General features: G+C 65.6%; 18 protein-coding genes and 3 tRNA genes. 7 read left to right on the top strand and 14 right to left on the bottom strand.

Features of this window, described 5'->3' with window-relative positions:
• Positions 1–76: 76 nt before the first annotated feature.
• Complete coding sequence (locus IPM60_07390) at positions 77–505, bottom strand: flagellar assembly protein FliX (protein MBK8907718.1); 429 nt, start codon at positions 503–505, stop codon at positions 77–79.
• Between the two features lie 224 nt (positions 506–729).
• On the opposite strand from IPM60_07390, the gene IPM60_07385 reads away from it, so the two are divergent.
• From IPM60_07385 to IPM60_07360, 6 genes are all read left to right on the top strand, one after another.
• Entirely contained in the window at positions 730–1,782 is a 1,053-nt protein-coding gene (locus tag IPM60_07385) for a Fe(3+) ABC transporter substrate-binding protein (GenBank protein MBK8907717.1), read from the top strand.
• 124 nt (positions 1,783–1,906) lie between these two features.
• A complete protein-coding gene (locus IPM60_07380; GenBank protein MBK8907716.1) occupies positions 1,907–3,559 on the top strand; it encodes an iron ABC transporter permease in 1,653 nt (550 codons plus the stop codon).
• A 6-nt stretch (positions 3,560–3,565) separates the two neighbouring features.
• A complete protein-coding gene (locus IPM60_07375; GenBank protein MBK8907715.1) occupies positions 3,566–4,636 on the top strand; it encodes an ABC transporter ATP-binding protein in 1,071 nt (356 codons plus the stop codon).
• Between the two features lie 71 nt (positions 4,637–4,707).
• The gene (locus tag IPM60_07370) at positions 4,708–5,943 is read left to right on the top strand and encodes a paraquat-inducible protein A (GenBank protein MBK8907714.1); all 1,236 of its coding nucleotides are present in this window, start codon (positions 4,708–4,710) and stop codon (positions 5,941–5,943) included.
• Positions 5,936–7,555, top strand: coding sequence for an MCE family protein (locus IPM60_07365; GenBank protein MBK8907713.1), 1,620 nt, complete (start codon positions 5,936–5,938; stop codon positions 7,553–7,555). Before IPM60_07370 ends, IPM60_07365 begins: the two co-directional genes overlap by 8 nt.
• Complete coding sequence (locus IPM60_07360; GenBank protein ID MBK8907712.1) at positions 7,552–8,202, top strand: membrane integrity-associated transporter subunit PqiC; 651 nt, start codon at positions 7,552–7,554, stop codon at positions 8,200–8,202. Before IPM60_07365 ends, IPM60_07360 begins: the two co-directional genes overlap by 4 nt.
• 123 nt (positions 8,203–8,325) lie before the next feature.
• Here the strand turns inward: IPM60_07360 and rpoC are convergent, their stop codons facing one another.
• From rpoC to IPM60_07300, 12 genes are all read right to left on the bottom strand, one after another.
• Positions 8,326–12,504, bottom strand: a complete 4,179-nt coding sequence (gene rpoC / locus IPM60_07355; protein MBK8907711.1) for a DNA-directed RNA polymerase subunit beta' — start codon at positions 12,502–12,504, stop codon at positions 8,326–8,328.
• A 181-nt stretch (positions 12,505–12,685) separates the two neighbouring features.
• A complete protein-coding gene (gene rpoB / locus IPM60_07350) occupies positions 12,686–16,843 on the bottom strand; it encodes a DNA-directed RNA polymerase subunit beta (protein MBK8907710.1) in 4,158 nt (1,385 codons plus the stop codon).
• A 400-nt stretch (positions 16,844–17,243) separates the two neighbouring features.
• Positions 17,244–17,621: a 50S ribosomal protein L7/L12 gene (gene rplL / locus IPM60_07345; protein MBK8907709.1), complete on the bottom strand. Its 378-nt coding sequence runs from the start codon at positions 17,619–17,621 to the stop codon at positions 17,244–17,246.
• Positions 17,622–17,698: 77 nt separating this feature from the next.
• The gene (rplJ, locus tag IPM60_07340) at positions 17,699–18,244 is read right to left on the bottom strand and encodes a 50S ribosomal protein L10 (GenBank protein MBK8907708.1); all 546 of its coding nucleotides are present in this window, start codon (positions 18,242–18,244) and stop codon (positions 17,699–17,701) included.
• Positions 18,245–18,583: 339 nt separating this feature from the next.
• Positions 18,584–19,282, bottom strand: coding sequence for a 50S ribosomal protein L1 (rplA, locus tag IPM60_07335; GenBank protein ID MBK8907707.1), 699 nt, complete (start codon positions 19,280–19,282; stop codon positions 18,584–18,586).
• A 4-nt stretch (positions 19,283–19,286) separates the two neighbouring features.
• Positions 19,287–19,715: a 50S ribosomal protein L11 gene (gene rplK / locus IPM60_07330; GenBank protein ID MBK8907706.1), complete on the bottom strand. Its 429-nt coding sequence runs from the start codon at positions 19,713–19,715 to the stop codon at positions 19,287–19,289.
• A 159-nt stretch (positions 19,716–19,874) separates the two neighbouring features.
• Complete coding sequence (nusG, locus tag IPM60_07325) at positions 19,875–20,405, bottom strand: transcription termination/antitermination protein NusG (GenBank protein ID MBK8907705.1); 531 nt, start codon at positions 20,403–20,405, stop codon at positions 19,875–19,877.
• A 3-nt stretch (positions 20,406–20,408) separates the two neighbouring features.
• The gene (gene secE / locus IPM60_07320) at positions 20,409–20,606 is read right to left on the bottom strand and encodes a preprotein translocase subunit SecE (GenBank protein MBK8907704.1); all 198 of its coding nucleotides are present in this window, start codon (positions 20,604–20,606) and stop codon (positions 20,409–20,411) included.
• A gap of 17 nt (positions 20,607–20,623) precedes the next feature.
• A tRNA-Trp gene (locus IPM60_07315) sits at positions 20,624–20,699 on the bottom strand.
• 60 nt (positions 20,700–20,759) lie between these two features.
• On the bottom strand, positions 20,760–21,950 hold the full coding sequence (tuf, locus tag IPM60_07310; GenBank protein MBK8907703.1) for an elongation factor Tu: 1,191 nt from the start codon (positions 21,948–21,950) through the stop codon (positions 20,760–20,762).
• A 108-nt stretch (positions 21,951–22,058) separates the two neighbouring features.
• Positions 22,059–22,132, bottom strand: a tRNA-Gly gene (locus IPM60_07305).
• Positions 22,133–22,188: 56 nt separating this feature from the next.
• Positions 22,189–22,274, bottom strand: a tRNA-Tyr gene (locus tag IPM60_07300).
• Between the two features lie 267 nt (positions 22,275–22,541).
• On the opposite strand from IPM60_07300, the gene IPM60_07295 reads away from it, so the two are divergent.
• Entirely contained in the window at positions 22,542–23,513 is a 972-nt protein-coding gene (locus tag IPM60_07295; GenBank protein MBK8907702.1) for an RNA methyltransferase, read from the top strand.
• Between the two features lie 410 nt (positions 23,514–23,923).
• Here the strand turns inward: IPM60_07295 and IPM60_07290 are convergent, their stop codons facing one another.
• Positions 23,924–25,120, bottom strand: a complete 1,197-nt coding sequence (locus IPM60_07290) for a transposase (GenBank protein MBK8907701.1) — start codon at positions 25,118–25,120, stop codon at positions 23,924–23,926.
• Between the last annotated feature and the right edge of the window lie 156 nt (positions 25,121–25,276).

Genomic DNA, 25,276 nt, shown 5'->3' with positions numbered 1-25,276 from the left:
GAATGGCGCGCGTAAGCCATTGTATTGTTGTGAATTACCGGATTCGTCCGAGAAAACCTCCGCTGCCATCAAACATCTAGCCGTGCGCCTCCCACTTTGCCAGTTCAACTTCGGCGCGCAGTTCGATGTCCTCCATGATCTCGCGCAGCAGCGGGTCGGCGGTCGCTTCCGCCCGGGCTCGCAGCGTCTCCGTGAGGTGCGAAAGCCGCTCTGGCGACAACACCCCGGCAAGGACATCGCGGCGCAATCGCTCCAATCCGTCCAGAAGTGCTTCGCCGCGAGCAATGGTGCGACGCCGGGCACACTCGTCGACACTGGAGCCGATTTCCTGCAGGCTGAACAACGCCGAGAGGGGGCTTGTTCCCCGGACCGGCGTCGGAGCGGTGTTTCCGTTTTTGATCAGTCCCTTCAGTGACTCGGCGAACGCGGCGCTCCCCCCGCCGACCGCCTTGCGGCCGCGCGTTTGCTCGCCCCGCCTGCTCGTCTCCACCCGGCTTAAGAACATGTGGCCACCTGTTATTTCTATCGTCGACGGTCAGGATGCCGACAACGCGGTTAACGTCCGGTAAAGCGTCCGTGCGCGATCTGCACTTGCCCCCAGGGGCGTATTTGCGAATGATTTGCATTTGCAAAAGGTATGTCCTAGTGTCATCCAGTATGTTCCAGAGCGGGCAAGAAGGCCGCGGAACGCAGCAGCGGCCGGAACCTTTCAACTGCGGAGACTATCCCATGCGCACCTTTCGGACTCTAACCGTGACCGCGCTGCTCGCAGCAGTCATGTCGGGAACCACCGCCGTAGCTGCGGAGGTTAACCTCTACTCCTATCGCCAGCCGTTCTTGATCCAGCCGGTCCTCGATCGCTTCACCGCGGAGACCGGCATCGACGTCAACGTCGTCTACGCCGAAAGCGGCATCCTGGAGCGACTCAAGGCCGAGGGGGCCAACAGCCCGGCCGACATGGTGCTGACCTCCGACGTCGGCCGCCTCGACGATCTGGTTCAGGCGGATTCGGTGCAGCCGGTGCAATCGCCGGTGCTGGAAGCCAACATCCCGTCCGAATACCGCCACCCGGATGGTCTGTGGTTCGGGCTTACCAAGCGCGCCCGCATCGTCGTCGTGGCCAAGGATCGGGTGGCCCCGGGAGAAATCACCAGCTACGCCGATCTGGCCGACCCGCGTTTCAACGGGCGCATCTGCACGCGATCCGGCAAGCACGAATACATGGTGTCGCTGATCGCCTCGATCATCGCCCACCAGGGCGCCGACGCCGCCAGGGCATGGCTCGACGGAGTGCGCGCCAACCTGGCCCGCAAGCCGCAAGGCAACGACCGCGCCCAGGTCAAGGCGATCTACGAAGGGGTCTGTGACGTGGCCGTGATCAACTCCTACTACATGGGCAAGATGGCGACCAACGAGGACGAGCCGGAGCAGCAGGCATGGGCGGAGGCGGTGCGGGTCGTGTTTCCCGATCAGCCGGGCGCCGACCGACGAAGCACGGGCACCCACGTCAACGTCAGCGGCGCCGCCGTGACCAAGAGCGCCGACAACGTGCGGAACGCCGTGCTCTTGCTTGAATTCCTCAGCGGCGACTCGGCTCAGGAGCTATACGCCGAACAAAACTTCGAGTATCCGGTCAAGCCGGGTGTGACGTTGCACCCGATCGTCCGGTCCTGGGGCGACTTCACGGCCGACGACATCAACCTTGCGGAGGTCGCGCAGCATCGTGGCGAAGCGGCACGGCTGGTCGATACGGTCGGCTACGATCACGACGCCGGAAGCTGAGGCTTTCGGAAACCCGGTGACTCGACCCCCGACAGCGTCACCGTCACGGCACTACAGCCAAGCCATCCTCGGCGCCACCGGCGGATGGTCTGTCGGCACCGTGGCGGTGGCGGGCTTGGTGGCGATGCCACTGGTAACGGTCGCGGTCCTCGCGCTGGGGCCGAGCGACGGCATCTGGTCGCATCTTGCGGCAACCGTGTTGCCGGTCTATCTGCGCACCACGCTGGCGCTACTGATCGGCGTCGCAATTGGAACGGTCACCATCGGCGTTGGCTCCGCGTGGCTGGTGACCATGTACCGATTCCCCGGAGTCCGCGCATTCGAGTGGGCGCTGCTGCTGCCGCTGGCAGTCCCCGCCTACGTCATCGCCTACGTCTACACCGACGTCCTCGAGTACGCGGGGCCGGTCCAGAATGCGCTTCGCCACATCTTCCAGTGGCACAGCGCCCGCGACTACTGGTTTCCCGAGATCCGCTCCCTCGGCGGCGCCATAGCGATGATGAGCCTGGTTCTCTACCCGTACGTCTATCTGCTGGCGCGCGCCGCGTTCCTGGAGCAATCGGTGTGCGCGCTGGAGGTCAGCCGCACCCTCGGCGCCAGCCCGCTGGCCGGGTTCTTTCGCGTCGCGCTGCCGCTGGCGAGGCCCGCCATCATCGTCGGCGTGTCGCTCGTCATGATGGAGGCGCTGAACGACTTCGGCACGGTCGATTACTTCGCCGTCGCCACGTTCACGGCCGGCATCTACGACGTGTGGCTGAACATGAACTCCATCGCCGGCGCGGCGCAATTGGCGACGGTGATGCTGATCCTGGTGCTCGCGCTCATCGTCGCCGAGCGCTGGGCACGCCGCGGCCGCCGCCATCACTCCATGTCGGGCCGCCATCGGCCCCTGGTGGGTATTCGGCTGCGCGGTCCGCGCGCCGCCTTCGCCGTCGCCGCGTGCCTCACGCCGGTGGTGCTCGGTTTCGGGGTGCCCGCGGGCCTGCTCGCCGCCTACGCCGCCGGCACGCCACCCGCAGACTCCGGCAGCCGCTACCTGGACTATGCGATAAACAGCCTGGGACTGGCCGCCGCCACCGCCACCGCAGCCGTGGCCCTCGGGGTCTTTCTCGCTTACGGCCTCCGGCTGGGCGGTCGCAGCCCTGTTGTCCGCTTCGGGGTGCGCGTATCCGGAATCGGCTACGCCATTCCCGGTGCGGTGCTGGCAATCGGGGTGCTGACGCCGCTGGCGGCGGTCGACAACGCCGTCGACGGCCTGTCGCGGAGCCTGTTCCAGGTTTCCACCGGCTTGGTGCTGAGCGGCAGCGTGTTCGCGCTGATCTATGGCTACTCGGTGCGCTTTCTGGCATTGTCGCTCGGCAGCGCCGAGGCTGGGCTGGGGCGCATCACCCCTACGATGGACGGCGCCGCGCGCTCCCTCGGCCTTGGCCCGGGACGCACTCTGGCCGCCGTCCACCTGCCGATGATGAAGGGGAGCCTGCTGACGGCAGCGCTGCTGGTCTTCGTGGACACCATGAAGGAATTGCCGATCACCATGCTGCTGCGACCGTTCAACTTCGAGACGCTGGCGACCTACGTTCACCAGTACGCCTCCTCCGAGCTTCTGGAGGAGTGCGCGCTGGGGGCGCTGACGATCGTCGCCGCCGGCGTGCTGCCGGTGATCGCCCTCAGCCGCACCATCACGCGCGCCCGCCCCGGCGCCTTCGCGCCCCGTTCCCCGTTTCCGACGGAGGGCCGGCAAGCCGACCCGCCGCTGCACGCCGGCGCCTCAGGCTGAACGAACATGGGGCTACGCCTGGAGGGGGTGAGTCACGCCTACGACGGCGTGGATGTGGTGCGCGACGTGTCGCTGGCGGTCGCGCCGGGAGAAGTCGCCGCGCTGCTCGGGCCTTCCGGTTGCGGCAAGACCACGCTGCTGCGCCTCGCCGCCGGCCTGGAGGTGTTGCGCCGCGGGCGCATCTCCATCGGCGGCCAAGTCATCGCCGATGGCCGCGCTGCCCTGCACACGCCGCCCGAGCGCCGCAGCACCGGGCTGATGTTTCAGGACTACGCCCTGTTTCCCCACCTGACGGTGCTGGAGAACGTGGTGTTCGGTATCCGCGGCAGACGTGAGCGGCGCCGGACCTGGGCGCCGACCGCGCTGGCGCGGGTCGGGCTCCAATCCCTGGCCAACGCCTATCCCCACACCCTCTCCGGCGGCGAGCAGCAACGCTGCGCCCTGCTCCGCGCCCTAGCGCCCGAGCCGCACGTCCTGCTGCTGGATGAGCCGTTCTCCGGCCTCGACGTGACGCGCCGCGCCCAGGTGCGGGAAGAGACGCTTGTGATCCTGCGCGACTCTGGGGCCGCCACCTTGATCGTCACCCACGATCCCGAGGAAGCGATGTTCATGGCCGACATCCTTTTCGTACTCGACCGCGGGCGCATCGCGCAAAGCGGCGCCCCCGCCGACATTTACCTCCACCCGGCCAGCGAATTCGTCGCCACCCTGTTCGGCCCTATCAACCGGCTCGACTGCCGGGTTACGGACGGACGCGTCGGCTCCCCGCTGGGCGCCTTTGCGGCGCCGGGGATTGCCCACGGCGCCCGCGCCCGCGTGCTCATCCGCCCGGAGGCAATTTTGATGCTGGATGTGGCGGCGACGGATAATCCGGATCGAGACGACGCAAGCCTTCTCGCGACAGTCGACGACTCGCGGCTGCTGGGCCGCTCCAGTCAACTCCGCCTCGCCGTGCAGGGTTTGGCGGCGCCGCTGCAGGCGCTGGTGCCCGGCGTCGTCCTGCCTGCCCGCGGAACCGGCGTGCACATCACGATCGATCCGCGCCTGGTCTTCGTTTTCTCTCAAGAGCCAGCCTGACGTGGTATACTGACGTCAATCGCGCGGTCAAATCTACCTCCAATGGGGCCATTGTGGGCGACGCTTCGCCACTGATCGCATGCCACGAGTGCGGGTTGTTCCTGCGGGCTCCGGTCGTTCCGCCGGGGGGCGCTGCCCGCTGCCCGCGATGTGCCAGCGAGCTTTATGAGCGCAAAGCCCACGACTTCGAACTGCCGCTCAATCTTTATCTGGCGGCGTTGATTCTGTTCATCATCGCCAACGCCTTTCCATTCATAACCTTCGAAATGGAGGGTCTGGAGGAAACCAGCATCCTGATCTCCGGCGTCATCGAGTTCTATCGCCAGGGGTTCTGGTCGCTGGCCGGGCTGGTGTTTCTGGTCGCCATCCTGATCCCGCTAGTCAAGATCACGGCGTCGCTCTACATCTTGGCGCCCCTGCAGTTCGGCAACCGATCCGCGTTCGCCCCCCGCGTGTTCCGGATGGTCGAGCGCCTGCGCCCGTGGGCCATGATGGAGGTGTATCTGCTCGGCGTCATCGTCGCCTACGTCAAGCTCCGCGACATGGCGAACCTCGAACTCGGCCCCGGGGTGTTCGCCTTCGTGGCGCTGATCATCGCACTCGCGTGGGCGGACTCGGCGCTGGAGCCGCACGCGGTGTGGGAACGCCTCGGGCCGCAAGCGCCGCGGCAGGCGCCGCGGATCGGATCGACCGGCATCCGCGCGCTGACCGCCTGTCACTCCTGCGGGCTGGTGGTCAGCGGGCAAGCCGCGAACACAGGCGTCAAGAGGGCCTGCCCACGCTGCGGCGCCACCCTCCATCGCAGGAAGACCAACAGCGTCGCACGCACCTGGGCGCTGGTGGCGACCGCGACGATCCTCTACATTCCCGCCAACATCTTTCCGGTGATGACGGTGATCACCTTCGGCTCGGGAGAGGCCGACACCATCATCAGCGGCGTCAAGACCTTCATCGAGGTTGGGATGTGGCCGCTGGCACTGCTGGTGTTCTTCGCCAGCATCACGGTGCCGGTACTCAAGCTGGTCGGGCTGACGTACCTGCTCATCTCGGTTCAGCGGCGGTCGCGGGGCCGGCTCAAGGATCGAACTTTGATGTACCGGATCATCGAACAGGTCGGCCGCTGGTCGATGGTGGACATATTCATGATTGCGATCCTGATCGCCCTGGTGCGGCTCGGCTCCATCGCCAGCATCGAGCCCGGCGTCGGCGCCGTTTCTTTCGCCGCCGTGGTGGTGATCACAATGTTCGCGTCCATGTCGTTCGATCCGAGGCTGATGTGGGACGCGGCGGGGGAAAATCGTGAGTAACGGCGGCTCCTCTCCCAACGCGGAACCAAACGACCTCCCCGAGGCGGACGTCAAGGCCAGGAAGCGGTTCTCGATCGTCTGGCTCATCCCCCTCGTCGCCGCGGCGATCGCGATCTATCTGGGCTACACGACGCTCTCCGAGCAAGGGCCAACCATCACCATGACCTTCAAGACCGCCGCCGGTCTGGAGGCCGGCAAGACCAGGGTCAAGTACAAGGACGTGGAGATGGGCGTCGTCACCAAGGTCGACATCAGCGACGATCTCGCGACCATCCTCGTCACCGCTCAGATGGAGAAGAGCGCCCAGCCGCATCTCAACGAGAACACACGCTTCTGGGTGGTGCGGCCCCGCCTCTCGACGTCCGGCGTCTCCGGCCTCGAAACCCTGGTGTCGGGTGCGCACATCGAGATGGATCCCGGGAAGGGCGACTCGGCGCGGCAGTTCACGGGCCTGGAAGACCCGCCGGTGATTCGCGCCGACGTGCCGGGCAGCGAGTTCACCTTGCGCGCCAACCAGCGCGGCTCGCTCGCTGCCGGTGCGCCCATCTCCTTCCGCGGCATCCAGGTCGGGCAGATCATGGCCTACGAGCTTGGACCGGACGGCCGCGGTGTCAATTTTCTCGCCTTCATCATGGCGCCCCACGACAGGCTGGTGCGTCCAGGCACCCAGTTCTGGAACGCCAGCGGCATCAACGTGTCCATCGGCGCCACCGGGGTGAGAGTGCAGACCGAGTCGCTGGTGTCGATCGTCACCGGTGGCGTCGCCTTCGAGACGCCGATAAGCGCGCTCGACAACGAGCCGAGCCCGCGGGGCTCGGAGTTTCCCCTCTACGCTAACGAGACCGCCACCAAGGAAGCGGCGATTACCGAGCAGATCCCTTTCATCATGCACTTCGAAGGCTCCGTGCGTGGGCTGGAGACTGGCGCGCCGGTCGAACTGCGCGGCATCAAGGTCGGCGAGGTCACCGACATCCGGCTCATCGTCGATCGGGAGGCGAAGGCCATATCGGTGCCCGTCACCATCGTCCTCGAGCCGGAACGGGTCACGCTCATGGGGATCCGGCAGACGGATCCCGTCGCTGCCATGGGTGAACTGGTGCAGCGCGGCATGCGGGCGCAGCTCAAATCCGGCAGCCTGCTCACCGGCGCCCTCTACGTCGACCTGGATTTCTACCCCGACGCCCCGCCCGCAGAAATGGCGCGAGGCGGCCGCTATGCCGAGCTTCCGACGATTCCGTCCGACATCGAGCAGATCAAGCGCTCGGCGGGCCAGGTTCTGGATCGGGTGGCGGCGCTGCCACTGGAAGACTTGATCCAGGACATGCGCACCATGATCCAGTCCGTCAACGCCTTGGTGTCCTCCCCGGCCGTCAAGTCCGCGGAGCAGGCGCTGCTGCAGACTGCCGAGGCCGCGGAGCAGCTGATGACCCAGGCCAATCAGACCCTGGCTTCGGCGGGCGACCTCATCAGTCCGGGCTCGCCGCTGCGCTACGATCTGACCCAGGCGCTCACCGAGTTGCGCACCGCCCTGCGCAGCCTGCGGCAGCTCGCCGAATATCTGGAGCGCCACCCCGAAGCGCTCGTCCGCGGAAAAGGAGCCCCCGCCCGATGACCGACACGCCGCTCGCCGCGATGATCGCCCGGTCCGTCCGCTATGCGCGCCCCGGCACCGTGATCGTGGGGCTGGCCGTGCTCGCCGCCGTCGCGGCCTGCGCCGAGACCGTTCCCAGCCGTTTCTACACCCTGGCGCCGGCCGCCGGCGCGACAGAAGCGACCGCCGCTTCGGCGCCCAAGGATCTGACGATCGGCCTCGGGCCGGTGGTTCTGCCGAATTACCTGGACCGGCCGGAAATCGTCCGCCGCACCGGCGAGTACGAGCTCGACATCGCCGAGTTCGACCGCTGGTCCGAATCGCTGGACTCGATGGTGCCGCGCATCATGACGCAGAATCTGGCGGCCACGCTCGGAACCGACCGGGTGATGATCTTCCCGCAGCGTCGCGCGCCGGAAGCGGCCTATCAGGTCGAGATCGAGGTCTTCCGCTTCGATGCGGGCAGTAACGACGAGGTTGTTCTGGACGCCCAGTGGGAGATCTACGGCGGCCGCGGCGAGCGACCGCTTGCACTGCGCAAACAGACGTTCCGCCAACCGATCGACGGCGAAGGCTACGCCGCGGTCGCAGGCGCAATGAGTGCAGCGCTCGCGGCGCTTTCCACCGAAATCGCCGCCGATCTCCGCAATCAGCAGACCGGACGCTAATGCACCGACCCGCTCGATGATCCGGTCGGAGGGGTCATATCTGCACGGAATCAAGTGATAACGTGCAGCGGTGCTTTCTTTGAATGCACCGCTGCACGCGCCGCTCCCGAGCTAGTCTTTCCCCTACTCCACGCCCACATCCGGTCGCGCTGCGACGGCCGGCGTGGCGGGCTGCGGCTTCGACGTACCCGACGTCAGCTGACGATCGCGCTCCGCCGCCACCCGGCGCAGGCGGTTCATGACGCTGCCGGTTCCTGCCGGGACCAGACGCCCGACGATGACGTTCTCCTTCAGGCCGAACAGCGGGTCGACCTTGCCGGCGACGGCGGCTTCCGTGAGGACACGAGTCGTCTCCTGGAATGAGGCGGCCGAGATGAACGAATGGGTCTGCAGGCTGGCTTTGGTGATGCCCTGCAGCACCGGCAACGCCTGCGCCATCCGCTCGCCGCGCTGTTCGGCGCGAACGTTGAGCTCGTCGAATTCGAGGCGGCCGACCTGCTCGCCAACCAGGAACGTGGTGTCGCCGGGATCGGTGATCTCGACCTTCTGCAGCATCTGGCGGACGATCACCTCGATGTGCTTGTCGTTGATCTTCACGCCCTGCAGCCGGTAGACCTCCTGGATCTCGTTGATCAGGTAGGCGGCCAGCGCCTCGACCCCGAGCACCCGAAGGATGTCGTGCGGCGCCGGGTTGCCGTCCATCAGCGCGTCGCCGACCTCTACGAAGTCGCCTTCCTGCACGCTGATGTGCTTGCCCTTGGGGATCAGGTACTCGCGCGGCTCTTCTCCCTCGGCCTCGGGAACCACGACGATGCGCCGCTTGGCCTTGTAGTCCTTGCCGAACTCGACCCGCCCGGCGATCTCGCTGATGATGGCGTAGTCCTTCGGCCGGCGCGCCTCGAACAGCTCCGCCACCCGCGGCAGACCGCCGGTGATGTCGCGCGTTTTGGCCGACTCCCGCGGGATGCGCGCCAGCACGTCGCCGGCGTGCACCTCCTGGCCGTTGGCGACTGACAGGATGGCGTCGACAGGCAGGAAATAGCGGGCCTCCATGCCGTTATCGAGGGTGATGATCTCGTCGTCCTCGTCGCGGAGCGTGATCCTCGGCTTGAGGTCCGTGGCCTTCCCTGGCTGACCCTTCCATTCCCGCACGACCTTCGAGGTCATGCCGGTGGTCTCGTCGGTTTGCTCGATCATCGACACGCCCTCGACCAGATCGACGTAATGGGCGTACCCCTTCTTCTCGGTGATGATCGGCAGCGTGTACGGATCCCACTCCGCCATCTTCTGGCCGCGCTTCAACTCCTGTTTGTCATCAACGAACAGCTTGGTTCCATAGGACAGCCGGTGGCGCGCCCGCTCTCGACCTTGCGCGTCCACGACGACCGCCTCCGCGTTGCGGTTCATAATGACCGGGACGCCGCTGCTGTTGTGTACGGTGAAGCAGTTGCGGAGCGACACGACGCCGTCGGTCACCGCCTCGATCTTGGATTGCTCGGCCCCCCGCTGTACCGCGCCGCCGATGTGGAAGGTGCGCATGGTGAGCTGGGTGCCCGGCTCGCCGATGGACTGGGCGGCGATGACGCCGACCGCCTCGCCGACGTTGACGCGGGTGCCGCGCGCCAGATCGCGCCCGTAGCAGCGGCCGCAGACGCCGATCTTCGTCTCGCAGGTCAGCACCGAGCGGATCAGAATGGTTTCGACATCGGCTTCCTCGATCGCCAGAACCGCTTCTTCGCCGATGAGATCACCGCACTTGGCAATCACCTCGTTGGTCACTGGGTGGATGACGTCTTCGGCGACGGTGCGGCCGAGTACCCGTTCGCTCAACGACACCACCACTTCGCCGCCTTCACGCACCGGACGGACCGTAATGCCGCGATCGGTGCCGCAGTCGTGCTCCAGGATGATGCAGTCCTGCGCTACGTCGACGAGGCGGCGCGTCAGATAGCCGGAATTCGCCGTCTTCAGGGCGGTGTCCGCCAGCCCCTTGCGCGCCCCGTGCGTGGAATTGAAGTATTCCAGCACCGTCAGGCCTTCCTTGAAGTTGGAGATGATCGGAGTCTGGATGATCTCGCCCGACGGCTTGGCCATCAGCCCGCGCATGCCGGCGAGCTGCTTGATCTGCGCCGCAGAGCCGCGGGCGCCGGAGTGCGCCATCATGTAGACGGCGTTGACCGGGCGGCCCGCTTCGCTCGCCGAAATGCGCTCCATCATCTTGTCGGCGACCTCGTCGGTGCACTGCGACCAGGCGTCGACCACCTTGTTGTACTTCTCGCCTTGGGTGATGAGGCCGTCCAGGTATTGCTGCTCGTATTCCTTGACCCGCACCTCGGTCGCCTCGACCAGGCCCGCCTTTGCCTCCGGCACCACCAGATCGTCCTTGCCGAACGAGATCCCGGCCTTGGACGCATAGGAGAAGCCCATGCCCATGATCCGGTCGGCGAACACCACCGTCTCCTTCTGGCCGCAGTTGCGATAGACGGAATCGATGACCGCGGAGATTTCCTTCTTGGTCAGCAATCGGTTGATCAGACCGAACGGCACGTTGGGGTGGCGCGGCAGGATCTCCGAAAGCAGCATCCGGCCCGGCGTCGCCTCGACCACCTGGGCCACGGGTTTGCCGTCCGCATCGACGGTGCGGTAGCGGCACTTGATTCGGGAGTGCAGCGTCACGGACCCGGCCGCTATCGCATGCTCGATCTCGCCGACATCGGCGAACGCCATGCCCTCGCCCGCCTCCCCGTGCCGCTCCAGGGTCAGGTAATAGAGGCCGAGGACGATATCCTGCGACGGGACGATGATCGGCTTGCCGTTGGCCGGGCTCAGAATGTTGTTGGTCGACATCATCAGCACGCGGGCTTCCAGCTGCGCCTCCAGCGACAGCGGCACGTGCACCGCCATCTGGTCGCCGTCGAAGTCGGCGTTGAACGCCGCGCAGACCAGCGGGTGAAGCTGGATCGCCTTGCCCTCGATCAGCACCGGCTCGAACGCCTGGATGCCGAGGCGATGCAGGGTCGGCGCCCGGTTCAACAGAACCGGGTGCTCGCGAATGACTTCTTCAAGGATGTCCCACACCTCGGGACGCTCCTTCTCCAGCATGCGCTTGGCAGCCTTGATGGTGGTCGCCATCCCGTAGAGTTCGAGCTTGGAGTAGATGAACGGCTTGAACAGCTCCAGCGCCATCTTCTTCGGCAGGCCGCACTCGTGCAGCTTGAGTTCCGGCCCGACCACGATGACCGAGCGTCCGGAGTAGTCCACGCGCTTGCCGAGCAGGTTCTGGCGGAAGCGACCCTGCTTGCCCTTGAGCATGTCGCTGAGCGATTTCAGCGGGCGCTTGTTGGCGCCGGTGATCGGCCGGCCGCGGCGGCTGTTGTCGAACAGAGCGTCGACCGATTCCTGCAGCATCCGCTTCTCGTTGCGGATGATGATCTCCGGCGCCCTCAGCTCGATCAGCCGTTTCAGGCGGTTGTTGCGGTTGATGACGCGGCGGTAGAGATCATTGAGGTCGGAGGTGGCGAAGCGGCCGCCGTCGAGCGGCACCAGCGGACGCAGCTCCGGCGGGATGACCGGCACCACTTCGAGGATCATCCACTCGGGCCGGGTTTTCGACTCGACAAAAGCCTCGATCAGCTTGAGGCGCTTGACGAGCTTCTTGCGCTTTGTCTCGGAGTTGGTTTCCTTGAGGTCGGCGCGCAGCGTCGCCTGCTCCGTGTCGAGGTCGATCGCCTTCAGCATGTCGCGAACGGCCTCGGCGCCGATGCCGACGCTGAAGGAGTCCTGGCCATATTCGTCGACCGCCCGCTGATACTGCTCCTCGCCCAGCAGTTCACCGGGCTGCAGCGGCGTCAACCCGGATTCGACCACCACGTAGTTCTCGAAATAGAGAACCCGCTCCAAGTCCTTCAGCGTCATGTCGAGGAGGAGGCCGATGCGGCTCGGCAGCGACTTCATGAACCAGATGTGCGCCACCGGCGACGCCAGCTCGATGTGACCCATGCGCTCCCGGCGCACCTTCTGCAGGGTGACTTCGACGCCGCACTTCTCGCAGATGATGCCCTTGTACTTCATCCGCTTGTACTTGCCGCACAGGCACTCGTAGTCCTTGATAGGGCCGAAGATGCGGGCGCAGAACAGGCCGTCCCGCTCCGGCTTGAACGTCCGGTAGTTGATGGTCTCGGGCTTCTTGATCTCGCCGAACGACCACGAGCGGATGCGCTCGGGGCTGGCGATCGCGATCCTGATTTCGTCGAAGCGCTGCGTGCCGCCGATCTGCCCGAAGATTTTCATCAAATCGTTCATGCCGTCACCTCCATTCCGCCACCGTCAGCCGGTACGTTCGCATTTGCTTCGTGTTATTCTCGCGGTCCCGTCCGCATCGCCGCGTCGGCTTCGCAACATCGCAATGGCGGCACTCTCCGTCGTCATTGCGAACAGTGCCGAAGACACTGCGCGGCGATCCAGCAACTTCGCGTCGAACTTGCTATTGCATTTCCACGTTGAGGCCGAGCGACTGCAGTTCTTTGACGAGGACGTTGAAGGATTCCGGCACACCGGCCTCGAAGGTGTCGTCGCCGCGGACGATCGACTCGTAAACCTTGGTTCTGCCGGACACATCGTCCGACTTGACGGTGAGCATTTCCTGCAAGGTGTACGCGGCCCCGTAGGCCTCCAGAGCCCAAACCTCCATCTCGCCGAACCGCTGGCCGCCGAACTGGGCCTTGCCGCCGAGCGGCTGCTGGGTCACCAGGCTGTAGGGCCCGATCGACCGGGCGTGGATCTTGTCGTCGACCAGGTGATGCAGCTTGAGCATGTAGATATAGCCGACGGTCACCGTCTGATGGAACGCCTCTCCGGATCGGCCATCGTGCAGCGTGACCTGCCCCGAGGACTCCAGTCCGGCCTTGGCCAGCATCTCCACGATATCCCCTTCCCGCGCACCGTCGAACACCGGCGACGCTACCGGGACGCCGCTTTGCAGGTGGTACGCCATTTCCAGAATCTGCTCATCGTCGAAATGCCCGAACTCCCGCTCGTACGCTTCGCCGCCGTACAACTCCGCAAGGTACTCGCGGATGGACCGAACTTCGCCCTGGCGCTGCACGCCTTCATAAAGCTCCGCCACCTGCCGCCCGAATGCCGCACACGCCCAGCCGAGATGGGTTTCCAGGATCTGGCCGACGTTCATGCGCGACGGCACGCCGAGCGGGTTGAGGACGATCTCCACCGGCGTTCCGTCGTCGAGATACGGCAGGTCCTCCACCGGGACGATGCGCGAGATCACCCCCTTGTTGCCGTGGCGTCCGGCCATCTTGTCGCCGGGCTGCAGCTTGCGCTTCACCGCGACGAACACCTTGACCATCTTCATGACGCCCGGCGGCAGGTCGTCGCCGCGCTGGAGCTTCTCGACCTTGTTCTCGAAGCGCTCCTCGAGACGGGCGATGCTCTCCTCGAACTGGGACTTCAACGCTTCCACGTCGGTCATCACCGCGTCGTCGGAAACGGCGATCTGCGCCCGCTGCCCGGTGGTGTACCGCGACAGCAACGCCTCATCGATGACCACGTCCCGCGGCATGTGCTTCGGCCCGCCCACCACGGTCTGGCCGATCAGCAGCACGTTGAGGCGCGCCTGGAAGCTCCGCTCCAGAATGGCCCGTTCGTCGTCACGGTCCTTCGCCAGGCGCTCGATCTCGGCCTGCTCGATGGCGAGCGCGCGCACGTCCTTGTCGACGCCGCGACGCGAGAACACCCGCACCTCCAGCACCGTCCCGGTGACACCCGGCGGCACCTTGAGCGACGTATCGCGCACATCCGCCGCCTTCTCGCCGAAGATGGCGCGCAGCAGCTTCTCCTCCGGCGTCATCGGCGACTCACCCTTCGGCGTCACCTTGCCGACCAGGATATCGCCCGGCTTGACCTCGGCGCCGATGTAGACGATGCCGGCTTCGTCGAGGTTCTTCAGCGCCTCTTCGCCGACGTTGGGGATGTCGCGGGTGATTTCCTCCTGGCCGAGCTTGGTGTCGCGCGCCATCACCTCGAATTCCTCGATGTGGATCGAGGTGAACACGTCGTCCCGCACCAGGCGCTCGGAGATCAGGATCGAGTCCTCGAAGTTGTAGCCCTGCCACGGCATGAACGCGACCAGCACGTTGCGCCCGAGCGCCAGCTCCCCAAGATCGGTGGACGGCCCGTCGGCGATGGTGTCGCCGGCGGTGACGATGTCGCCGACCTTGACCAGCGGCCGCTGATGGATCGTCGTGTTCTGGTTGGATCGCTGGAACTTGAGGAGCGTGTAGATGTCGACGCCGGGCGCCGAGTGAGAGGTCTCCGCCGTCGCTCGCACCACGATGCGGTTCGCGTCCACCTGGTCGACCACGCCGGAGCGGCGGGCGATGATGGTCGCCCCGGAGTCGCGCGCCACCGTCCCCTCCATGCCGGTGCCGACCAGCGGCGCTTCGGCGCGCAGCAGCGGCACCGCCTGGCGTTGCATGTTGGAACCCATGAGCGCACGATTGGCGTCGTCGTTCTCCAGAAACGGAATGAGAGCGGTGGCGACGGAGACGAGTTGCTTCGGCGACACGTCGATGTAGTCGATCTCCTCGGGGCGGATGAGAGAGAAGTCCCCGGCCTTGCGGCAGCTGATCAGATCCTCGACGAACCGCGCGGACTCGTCCAACTCCGCATTGGCCTGGGCGATCATGTACTTGCCCTCGTCCATCGCCGACATGTAGACGACCTCGTCGGTCACCCGTCCCGCCTCCACCCGCCGGTACGGCGTTTCGATGAAGCCGTATTTGTTGACGCGGGCGAAGGTGGCGAGCGAGTTGATCAGGCCGATGTTCGGGCCTTCGGGCGTCTCGATCGGACAGATCCGGCCGTAATGCGTCGGGTGCACGTCACGCACCTCGAACCCGGCGCGCTCCCGCGTCAACCCCCCCGGCCCCAGCGCCGACAACCGGCGCTTGTGTGTCACTTCGGAGAGCGGGTTGGTCTGGTCCATGAACTGGCTCAACTGCGATGAGCCGAAGAACTCTCGCACCGCCGCCGATGCCGGCTTGGCGTTGATCAGATCCTGCGGCATGACGGTGTCGATATCGACCGAGCTCATCCGCTCGCGCACCGCCCGCTCCATGCGCAGCAAGCCGACGCGGTACTGGTTCTCCATCAACTCGCCGACCGACCGCACCCGGCGGTTGCCGAGATGGTCGATGTCGTCGATTTCGCCGCGGCCATCCTTCAGTTCGACCAGAAACTTGACGACGGCGAGGAGGTCCTCCTTGCGCAGCACCCGGACGCTGTCGTCCGTCTCGAGGCCGAGGCGGGCGTTCATCTTGACCCGGCCGACCGCCGACAGATCATAGCGCTCGGGGTCGAAGAACAGGCTGCGGAACAGGTTGTCCGCAGTCTCCAGCGTCGGCGGTTCGCCCGGGCGCATGACACGGTAGATGTCGAACAGCGCCTCGTCGCGCGCCGTGTTGCGGTCGACGGCGAGCGTGTTGCGGATGTACGGGCCGACGTTGATATGGTCGATCGCCAGAGTCCGGACCTCTTCGACGCCGGCGCTGCTCAACGCCGTCATCACGGCCTCGGTAATTTCACCGCCGGCCTCGACGAAGATCTCGCCGGTTTCCTCGTTGACCAGATCCTCGGACACATAGCGGCCTAACAAGTCTTCGTCCGGAACCAGGATCTCCGTCAGCCCGAGTTGCTCCAGATTGCGGATCAGCTTGGGCGTAACCTTGGTTCCCATTTCGGCAACCTGCTCGCCCGACCGCACGTCGATCAGGTCGTGAGTGAGCTTGACGCCGCGCATGCGGTCCGGACGGAACGCCGTCTTCCATCCGCGCTCGGTGCGGGCGAACACCACCTTGTCGTAAAAAAAGTCCAGCACCTCCTCGGGCGACATGCCGGTCACGTCGGCCGGATCCAGGCGAAGACCCTGCGCTGCCCGCTCAGCGCGCAGAGCGTGGCTTTCGGCGCTGTCGAGCGCCAGCAAGAAGGTCGTGACCGGCAGCTTGCGGCGCCGGTCGATGCGAACGTAGACGAGGTCCTTCGCATCGAACTCGAAGTCGAGCCAGGATCCGCGATACGGGATGACCCGCGCCGCGAACAGGAACTTGCCCGAAGCGTGGGTCTTGCCCTTGTCGTGGTCGAAGAAGACGCCGGGCGAGCGGTGCATTTGCGAGACGATGACCCGCTCGGTGCCGTTGACGACGAAGGTGCCGTTGTCCGTCATCAACGGCATGTCGCCCATGTAGACGTCCTGCTCCTTGATGTCGCGGACGGAGCGCGCGCCGGTCTCTTCGTCGATATCCCACACCACCAGGCGCAGGATCACCTTGAGCGGCGCCGCGTAGGTCATGCCGCGCTGCTGGCATTCCTCCACGTCGTACTTGGGCTCCTCGAACTCGTATTTGACGAATTCCAGCGTGCCACGCTCGGAAAAGTCCTGGATCGGGAACACCGACTTGAACACCTCCTGCAGGCCCGAATCCGGGCGGTCGTCGGGCGCGACTTCCCGCTGCAGGAACTGCTCGTACGAGGTTTTCTGCACCTCGATGAGATTGGGCATCGGCACGGCCGCCATGATGCGGCCGAAATTCTTGCGGACGCGCTTGCGGCCCACAAACCTGTTAGCCATGAATGCTCCTCGCTCTCCTGGACAAGCCCACTTGGGAGTGCACAGGCTGCGCACTCTTTGAATGCGCCGCTGCACTCGTCTCAGCAGCAGGCCCTCGGCCTCGCCATTCGCTCAACTCCCGTCCAGGCACCACTGTGCAGGCGCGGGCGACCGAATAGCCGACGGCAACACCCGATCGCGACGACGTCGCGGCATCGGCGGGTGTTGCCACTGGGCTCGCGCATCCACTTTCCCGGCCGCAGAAGAGCCTATGCGGGTAGATGCGGTTTGTGGGAATCGGGTCGACAGCCATCCCGGCGGAAAACGCCGCTTTCTCGCTTGATCCCAGATATAGCAGGCGATGTTGCGCTTGCCAAGGCCGCGGATGAAACCTTTACGTCACCCGGCACACAAGCCTGCTCTACTTCACTTCGACGGTGGCGCCGGCCTCTTCCAGCTTTTTCTTGATTTGCGCGGCCTCGTCCTTCTTCACGCCTTCCTTGATCGGCTTCGGCGCCGCTTCCACGAGATCCTTGGCTTCCTTCAGCCCGAGCCCGGTGATCGCGCGCACCTCCTTGATGACGTTGATCTTTTTGTCGCCAAACGCGGCAAGGATGACGTCGAATTCATCCTTTTCCTCGACCGCCTCGGCGGCGGGAGCGCCACCCGGAGCGGCGGCGGCCGCGACCGGAGCGGCGGCCGATACCCCCCACTTCTCTTCCAGCATCTTGCTGAGTTCGGCGGCTTCGAGAACCGTCAGGCTCGACAGATCGTCAACCAGTTGCGCCAGATTCGCCATGCTTCGCTCTCCTTGATGTTTGCCCCGGCTCGGGCTGCGCCGCCCGACCCATGATGGTGTTCACTTCGATGATCCGTTCAAGCGGCCTCTGAGTCGGGCTCGGGGGCGCCGGGATCGTTTGCTTTTGCATACGCGGCAAGAACGCGCGCGAGCTGTCCGCCCGGCGCCTGCAGGATGCCCGCGATGCGGGTCGCCGGCGTCTGGATGAGACCGACAAGGGTGCCGCGCAACTCGTCGAGGGACGGCAGCGTCGCCAGCGCCTTGATCCCCTCCGCGTCCAGCACCTGTTCGCCGAAGCCGCCACCCAGCACGACCAGCTTGGGATGGGTCTTCGCGAAGTTCACCACGACCTTCGCCGCGGCAACCGGATCCGCGGAATAGGCGATGGCCGTAGGTCCCCTGAACATGGGCGTCAACCCCGCGAAGCGGGTGCCCTCGATCACTCGCCACACCAGCCGGTTCTTGGTCACTTTGAAGGCGGCGCCGGCCTCCCGTGTCTGCTTCCGCAGCGCCCCCAACTCGGCGACCGTCATCCCCGAATAGTGGGCCACGACGATGATCGCCGTCCGCTGCAAGGCGTCGCTCATCTCCGCGACGAACTGCTCTTTCTCTCTGCGATCCACAGCATTCTCCTTACCCGGAGCCGCTCCATCGAGCGATCATCCGAAGCGCGGCCGCACCCGTGGGCGCAAGCCGCCATACGATCATCCTGTCCGGGTTCGATCGCGCCGCTATGCCCGGGCGACACTCCGGTGGCGGCGCATGTGAGAACCCCGTCTATGCAGGCGGATCGCCCATTATGACCGGAGCCACCGACCTTGCGGCGGGAACCGGACACCTGCAGTCTCGGACAGGCTGGAGGCGACGACTGGCGCCGCCTCCGCTTATTTCCGTGTCGAGCGTCTTCTATACCGAAGCCGCCACCATCGGCAAGCCATTCCGCACCGCCCGTCGCCTTCGCGTCAGCCGCCGGACACGGTGGCGACGTTGACCCGGACACCGGGGCCCATGGTCGAGCTGAGGCTGGCGCGCAGCAGGTACGTGCCCTTGGCGCCGCTCGGCTTGGCCTTGATGAGCGCGTCGATGAAGGCGCGGACGTTCTCGCGCAATGCCTCGGGCGTGAAGCTGGCCTTGCCGACGCCGCCGTGCACGATGCCCGCCTTCTCGGCCCGGAACTGGATCTGGCCGGCTTTGGCCTCGCGGATCGCCGCCGCCACGTCCATGGTGACCGTCCCCAGCTTGGGGTTCGGCATCAGCCCGCGCGGCCCGAGGATCTTGCCGAGCCGCCCGACGACCGCCATCATGTCCGGCGTCGCAATGCAGCGATCGAAGTCGATCTGCCCCTCCTGGATGCGGGCCGCCAAGTCCTCGGCGCCGACGACGTCGGCGCCCGCCGCTTCGGCGTCGGCCGCCTTGTCGCCCTTGGCGAACACGGCGATGCGCACCGACTTGCCGGTGCCGTTCGGCAGCGAAACGACGCCGCGCACCATCTGGTCTGCATGACGCGGGTCGACGCCGAGGGAGACGGCGAGTTCGACCGTCTCGTCGAACTTGGCCTTGGCGTTGTCCTTGACCAGGCGGATGGCTTCGCCGAGATCGTAGTGGGCCGCACGGTCGATGGACGCGTACGCGGCCCGAAGCTTTTTTCCCTTGCGCGCCATTGTGCTACTCCACCACCTCGATGCCCATGGATCGCGCCGAGCCGGCGACCATGCGCATCGCGCCTTCGATGTCCTTGGCGTTGAGGTCCACCATCTTGGCCTCGGCGATATCGCGCACCTGATCGCGGGTGACGCGGCCGGCGACATCACGGACCACGTCCTTGCTGCCCTTGGCGACCCCTGCGGCCTTCTTGATCAGATAGCTGGTCGGCGGGGTCTTGGTGACGTACGTGAAGGTCCGATCAGCGAACGCGGTGATCACCACCGGCACCGGCATGCCCTGTTCGAGGTTCTGGGTGGCGGCATTGAACGCCTTGCAGAACTCCATGATGTTGAGACCGCGCTGGCCCAATGCGGGACCGATGGGCGGCGACGGATTGGCCTGCCCGGCCGGAACCTCCAGCTTGATGTAACCGATGATCTTTTTTGCCATAGGGTCACCTCAGTTTTTCTGTTCGTTTACCGAGGGCGCGGTGCGGCCCTGGCCGGCCTCCCGCGCACGATACCGATCCCGGCGGACCGGCAATTAGTTTCCCGTCGTCGTTTCCTTAGGCCGTCTCTGGTCCTTACGACGTCTCTGGTCCCGATCCCCTTACGACTTCTCCACCTGTGAATACTCCAGTTCGACCGGGGTCGCCCGCCCGAAGATGGAGACCGCCACCTTCAACCGGGCCCGCTCCTCGTCGACGTCCTCGACCGTGCCGTTGAACGACGTGAACGGCCCGTCGCACACCCTCACCTGCTCGCCGATCTCGAACACGATCGACGGCTTGGGGCGATCGATCCCCTCCTGCACCTGGTGACGGATGCGCTCGGCCTCGGCCTCGGTGATCGGCGTCGGCCGCCCGCGGTTGCCGAGGAAGCCGGTGACCTTCGGGGTGTTCTTGACCAGATGCCAGGAATCGTCGGTCATCTCCATCTTGACCAGCACGTAGCCCGGGAAGAACTTGCGCTCGGAGGAGACCTTGGCGCCGCGCCGCACCTCCACAACCTCCTCGGTCGGCACCAGGACCTGCTCGATGACGTCCGACATCCCGGCCTGCTTGGCCTGCTCGTCGATGGACAGGGCGACCTTGCGCTCGAAGCCCGAGTACACGTGGATCACATACCACTGCGCCGCCATCGATCAGCCTCCGAAGCCAAGGAACAGCCGGATCCCGATGCTGAGCATGAAATCCACGGCCGAAAAGAACAAGGCGGCGAGAAATACCATGATCAGGACCATGCCGGTGGAGATCGCCGTCTCCTTCCGCGTCGGCCACGTGACCTTGGAAGCTTCCTGACGAACCTCCCGAATGAACTGGGCTGCGTTGGTAATTGCCATCGATCCTGTCTTGCTTGTGGCAGGGGCAGCAGGATTCGAACCCGCGACCTGCGGTTTTGGAGACCGCCGCTCTACCAGCTGAGCTATACCCCTAACGTCGTCTCAAGCTCCTGTTGTCGTCGCGATCCGCTGTCAGCCGGGCCTGCTAATCTGCTATTCGATGATCTTGGCGACGACGCCGGCGCCGACGGTGCGGCCGCCCTCGCGGATGGCGAAGCGGAGCCCCTCGTCCATGGCGATCGGCGAGATGAGCTGCACCTCCATCGAGATGTTGTCCCCCGGCATCACCATCTCCGTCCCCGACGGCAGGTTCACCGTCCCGGTCACGTCCGTGGTCCGGAAGTAGAACTGCGGGCGGTAGTTGGCGAAGAACGGCGTGTGCCGACCGCCCTCCTCCTTCGTCAGGATGTACGCCTCGCACGAGAACTTGGTGTGCGGCGTGATCGTCCCCGGCTTGGCCAGAACCTGGCCGCGCTCCACGTCGTCGCGCTTGGTGCCGCGCAGAAGAACCCCGATGTTGTCGCCCGCCTCGCCCTGATCCAGAAGCTTCCGGAACATCTCGACGCCCGTGCAGATCGTCTTGGTCGTCGGCCGGATGCCGACGATCGCCACCTCCTCGCCGACCTTGATCACGCCCCGCTCCACACGACCAGTCACCACCGTGCCGCGCCCGGAGATCGAGAACACGTCCTCGATCGGCATCAGGAACGGCTGGTCCTTCGGACGCTCCGGCTGCGGCACGTAGTCGTCAACCGCCTGCATCAGCTCCAGGATCGAGCTCTTGCCCATCGTCTCGTCGCCGCCCTCCAAAGCAAACAGCGCCGAGCCCTTGACGATCGGAATGTCGTCCCCCGGAAAATCATAGCTCGACAAAAGCTCCCGAAGCTCCAGCTCCACCAGCTCCAAAAGCTCCGGATCGTCGACCTGGTCCACCTTGTTCAAATACACAACAATCGCCGGAACACCCACCTGGCGCGCCAGAAGAATGTGCTCGCGGGTCTGCGGCATCGGCCCGTCCGCCGCCGACACCACCAAAATCGCCCCGTCCATCTGCGCCGCGCCCGTGATCATGTTCTTCACGTAGTCCGCATGGCCCGGACAATCCACATGCGCATAGTGCCGGTTCGCCGTCTCGTACTCCACATGCGCCGTCGAAATCGTGATCCCGCGCGCCTTCTCCTCCGGCGCCTTGTCGATCTGGTCGAACGGAACGAACGACGCCCCGCCCGTCTCCGCCAAAATCTTGGTGATCGCCGCCGTCAACGTCGTCTTGCCATGATCGACATGACCAATCGTCCCAACATTGCAGTGCGGCTTCGTCCGCTGAAACTTCGCCTTCGCCATTGTCGTTCGCCCGGTCCAAAAAGCCAAAAGATCCAGTCACGCAACGTCACCGCCCGGACCTGCGCCGGCCGGCATCCGCGCGTTCGGCGCGTTAGCCGCTCAGCAAACTGGAGCGGGTGATGGGAATCGAACCCACGTGACCAGCTTGGAAGGCTGGGGCTCTACCATTGAGCTACACCCGCGCCGCCGGCACCCAACCGATGCACCCCAGCGGAGCGCCCGGAGGAGGACCGGAAACTGGTGGAGGGGGTTGGATTCGAACCAACGTAGGCGTACGCCAACGGGTTTACAGCCCGTCCCCTTTAGCCACTCGGGCACCCCTCCGGCACGCCGCGATCGCCGGCAAACCGGCGCTCCGGACCCTGCCAATACGGTTTTTCGCCGACGGTTGTCAATGCTATGCAACGGTGCGTTCAAAGAATGCACCATTGCTTCACGTAACCTCTTGATTGTCGAGCACACTACGACCCATTCCGCTGAATCATTGAAATGAGCCTGCGCACCGGAAAAACAAACAACACCGGCCCGCCGGATCGACGCGATGCGGCGGAAGCCGTTGTCGGTCGCGTGCATCCAATGGTAAGCAGCGCCATGAACAAGCGCAAGCCCCGCACGGCGCCCGCCCGACCGCGCCCGCAGAAACGCCGAAACCGGGAGCTTGCCAGTCAAGAAGCCACAACCCAGGGCGCTCAAGGTCAGGGCGCTCAAGGTCAGTACGCTCAAGGTCAGGGCGCTCCAAGTCCGGACAGCCCGGATCAACCAGCCTCGGGTCAGGGAGCCAGGGGTCGCGGCGGCGACGGGCGCATCTGGCTCTACGGCGTGCACACGGCGTGCGCCGCGGCGGCGAACCCGCGGCGCCGCTGCCATCGGCTTGTCGCCGCGCCCGCCTGCGCCGACCGGCTGCGCGCAGCGGCCAAGGAGGCCGGCGCGCCGCGGCCGGCCGTGGAGACCGGCTGCAGAGAGGATCTGGACGCGCTGCTGCCCCCGGGTGCGGTGCACCAGGGCCTCGCGGTGCTGGCCGATCCGCTCCCCGACATCACGATCGAGGCGCTCATCGCCGCGATCGAACCATCCGGAACCGTCCGCATCGTGGTGCTCGATCAGGTCACCGATCCCCGCAACGTCGGCGCCATCCTGCGCTCGGCGGCGGCGTTCGGCGCCAGCGCCGTCGTCGTGCAGGATCGCCACGCCCCGCCGATCACCCCGGTGCTCGCCAAGGCCGCTTCCGGCGCCCTGGAGCAGGTGCCGATGGTGCGGGTCGTCAACCTGACCCGCGCGCTTCGCCAACTGCAGGCAGCCGACGTGTGGTGTCTCGCCCTGGATCCCGAAGCTGACGACGTCATCGCCGCCGAGAGCGGCGTGCGGCGCGCCGCGGTCGTCATCGGCGCCGAGGGCGCCGGTCTGCGCCCGCTGGTGCGGGATACCTGCGACCGGCGGCTCCGCATCCCCATCGCCGTCGCCATCGGCAGCCTCAACGCCGCCGCCGCTGCGACCATCGCGCTCTACGAACTCGCCCGCACATCCGGCAGCTGTGCGACTGAGGGCGCAGCGGAGCATGGTTAACAAATTGTTCTCCTCATCCGCAAATCGTTAACAATGCGTTAATCACGAACAGAACAAAACGATATCATTGAACGATCACTTATGCAACATCTCTGCAGGAGCGCCTGCCGCCGGCGCAGAGGCCGATGCGACCCGGCGGGGGACGCCAAACAGTGGCTGCGGCGGCTTGACGCAGGCGTCGAGAGCATGTATGTTCATAATTCGTACTATATTCGTTCTGTATACGCAGCCGGAGTGTCCTCAATCGAGACGCGAAACGCCCCATGCAACATTCTACCTGTAGCAAAATCATTGTCTGTCAAAGACTTAGCGGCGATTCTGCATACATCGGAGTACTTCTGCATAGGCCCGACCGGAGACAAGGGTGACGTTTTGGACCGGAGACATGGGTAACACTTTTCCGTTTTCGTTCATGCTTCCGGTTGTTGTTGCGGCTGTGGGGTTGTGGGCAGCGCCTTTGCGCTGTCCACCAAATCCACAGCCGATGAGCGCTGCTTGCGCCGGCGGTAGGGCGCCCGTCGCCGCTCACCGTGGGGGCGAACATGCAGGGTCGTGCGGTCGAGGACACCGAGGTCGATGTCGAAGTAGCCCACCATCCAGTCGCCGCTCTCGAGTTCGACCAGCGCCACCGGCTCGCCAGCCAGCGCCCGGGTGACATGCACGTGCTCGCCCCGCCAGCGGATCGTCCCCTGCCCGGAGACCTTGCGCACCACCGCGTCGGCATCGTAGACCGGCTCGATCAGCCGTTTCGGCCATGGCCGCGGCGATGGCGCATACACTTTGGCCGGCGGCACCTGGCCCAATGCCTCGTGCGGCCGAACCACGTTGTAATCAAGGCGAAACTCATCGAAGCGCAACTGCTGCTCCGCCGTTGTCGCGGCCGGAGGATCCGCCGTCGCCTCGCGCAGCGTGCGGTGGAAGCGTTCATGTCCGCCATTCTGATCCGGCCGGCCAGGAGCGATCCGCTCCGGCCGGATGCCCAGCTTCAGCCACCACACCGACAACCCCGACAAGCCCCCAAGACCATGCGGCGCCGAAAACGGCGGGCCGTTGTCCACCCGCATCACCCGCGGCAGGCCATGCTCCTTGAACAGCCGCTCGAATACCGGCTGTGCCGCCTCCACCGTCGTCCTCGCCATGTGCCGGCAGCACAACAAATACCGGCTCGCCGTGTCGCTCACCGTCAACGGCTCGCAGCGACGGCCGTTGCCCACGCGAAACCAGCCCTTCAAATCCGCCGCCCAAACATCCCCAGGCAAGGACGCCGCCGTCAGCGGCCGAGCCTCTACGACCACTCCACCACGCCGCCGGCGCCGCCGAACCAGATCATGACGCCGCAGCAAATCCCCGATCGTGCTCGCCGCAGGCCACGAAACCTCCGGGTGATCCATCGCCAGACGCGCCCTGAGCTTCTTCGGACCCCACCGCGGGCGCCGAACTCGAAGATCCACAATCATCGCCGCAACGTCCCCGCCAATCGCCCGCGCAAACCGATGCGGCCGACGCGACCGCTCCTCAACACCCGACGGACCCTCCACGCGGTACCGGCCAAGCAACTTGTAACCCGTCTTCCGGCTGATCCCATACCGCTCGCACAACGACGTCATCGTGTCCTCACCACACAAACACGCCGCAACAAACTCCATCCGCTCGTCCATGGCACAGGTCTCTCTCCAAGGCATCGGCAGGCCCTCCCCGCCAATACAAAACCTGTCACCCATGTCTCCGGTCTAGACCGTTACCTATGTCTCCGGTTCATACCC

The sequence above is a fragment of the Rhodospirillales bacterium genome (assembly GCA_016710335.1).
Taxonomy (GTDB): Bacteria; Pseudomonadota; Alphaproteobacteria; order Rhodospirillales; family Defluviicoccaceae; genus JADJXQ01.
This window is presented reverse-complemented; position numbering and strand designations above follow the sequence as displayed.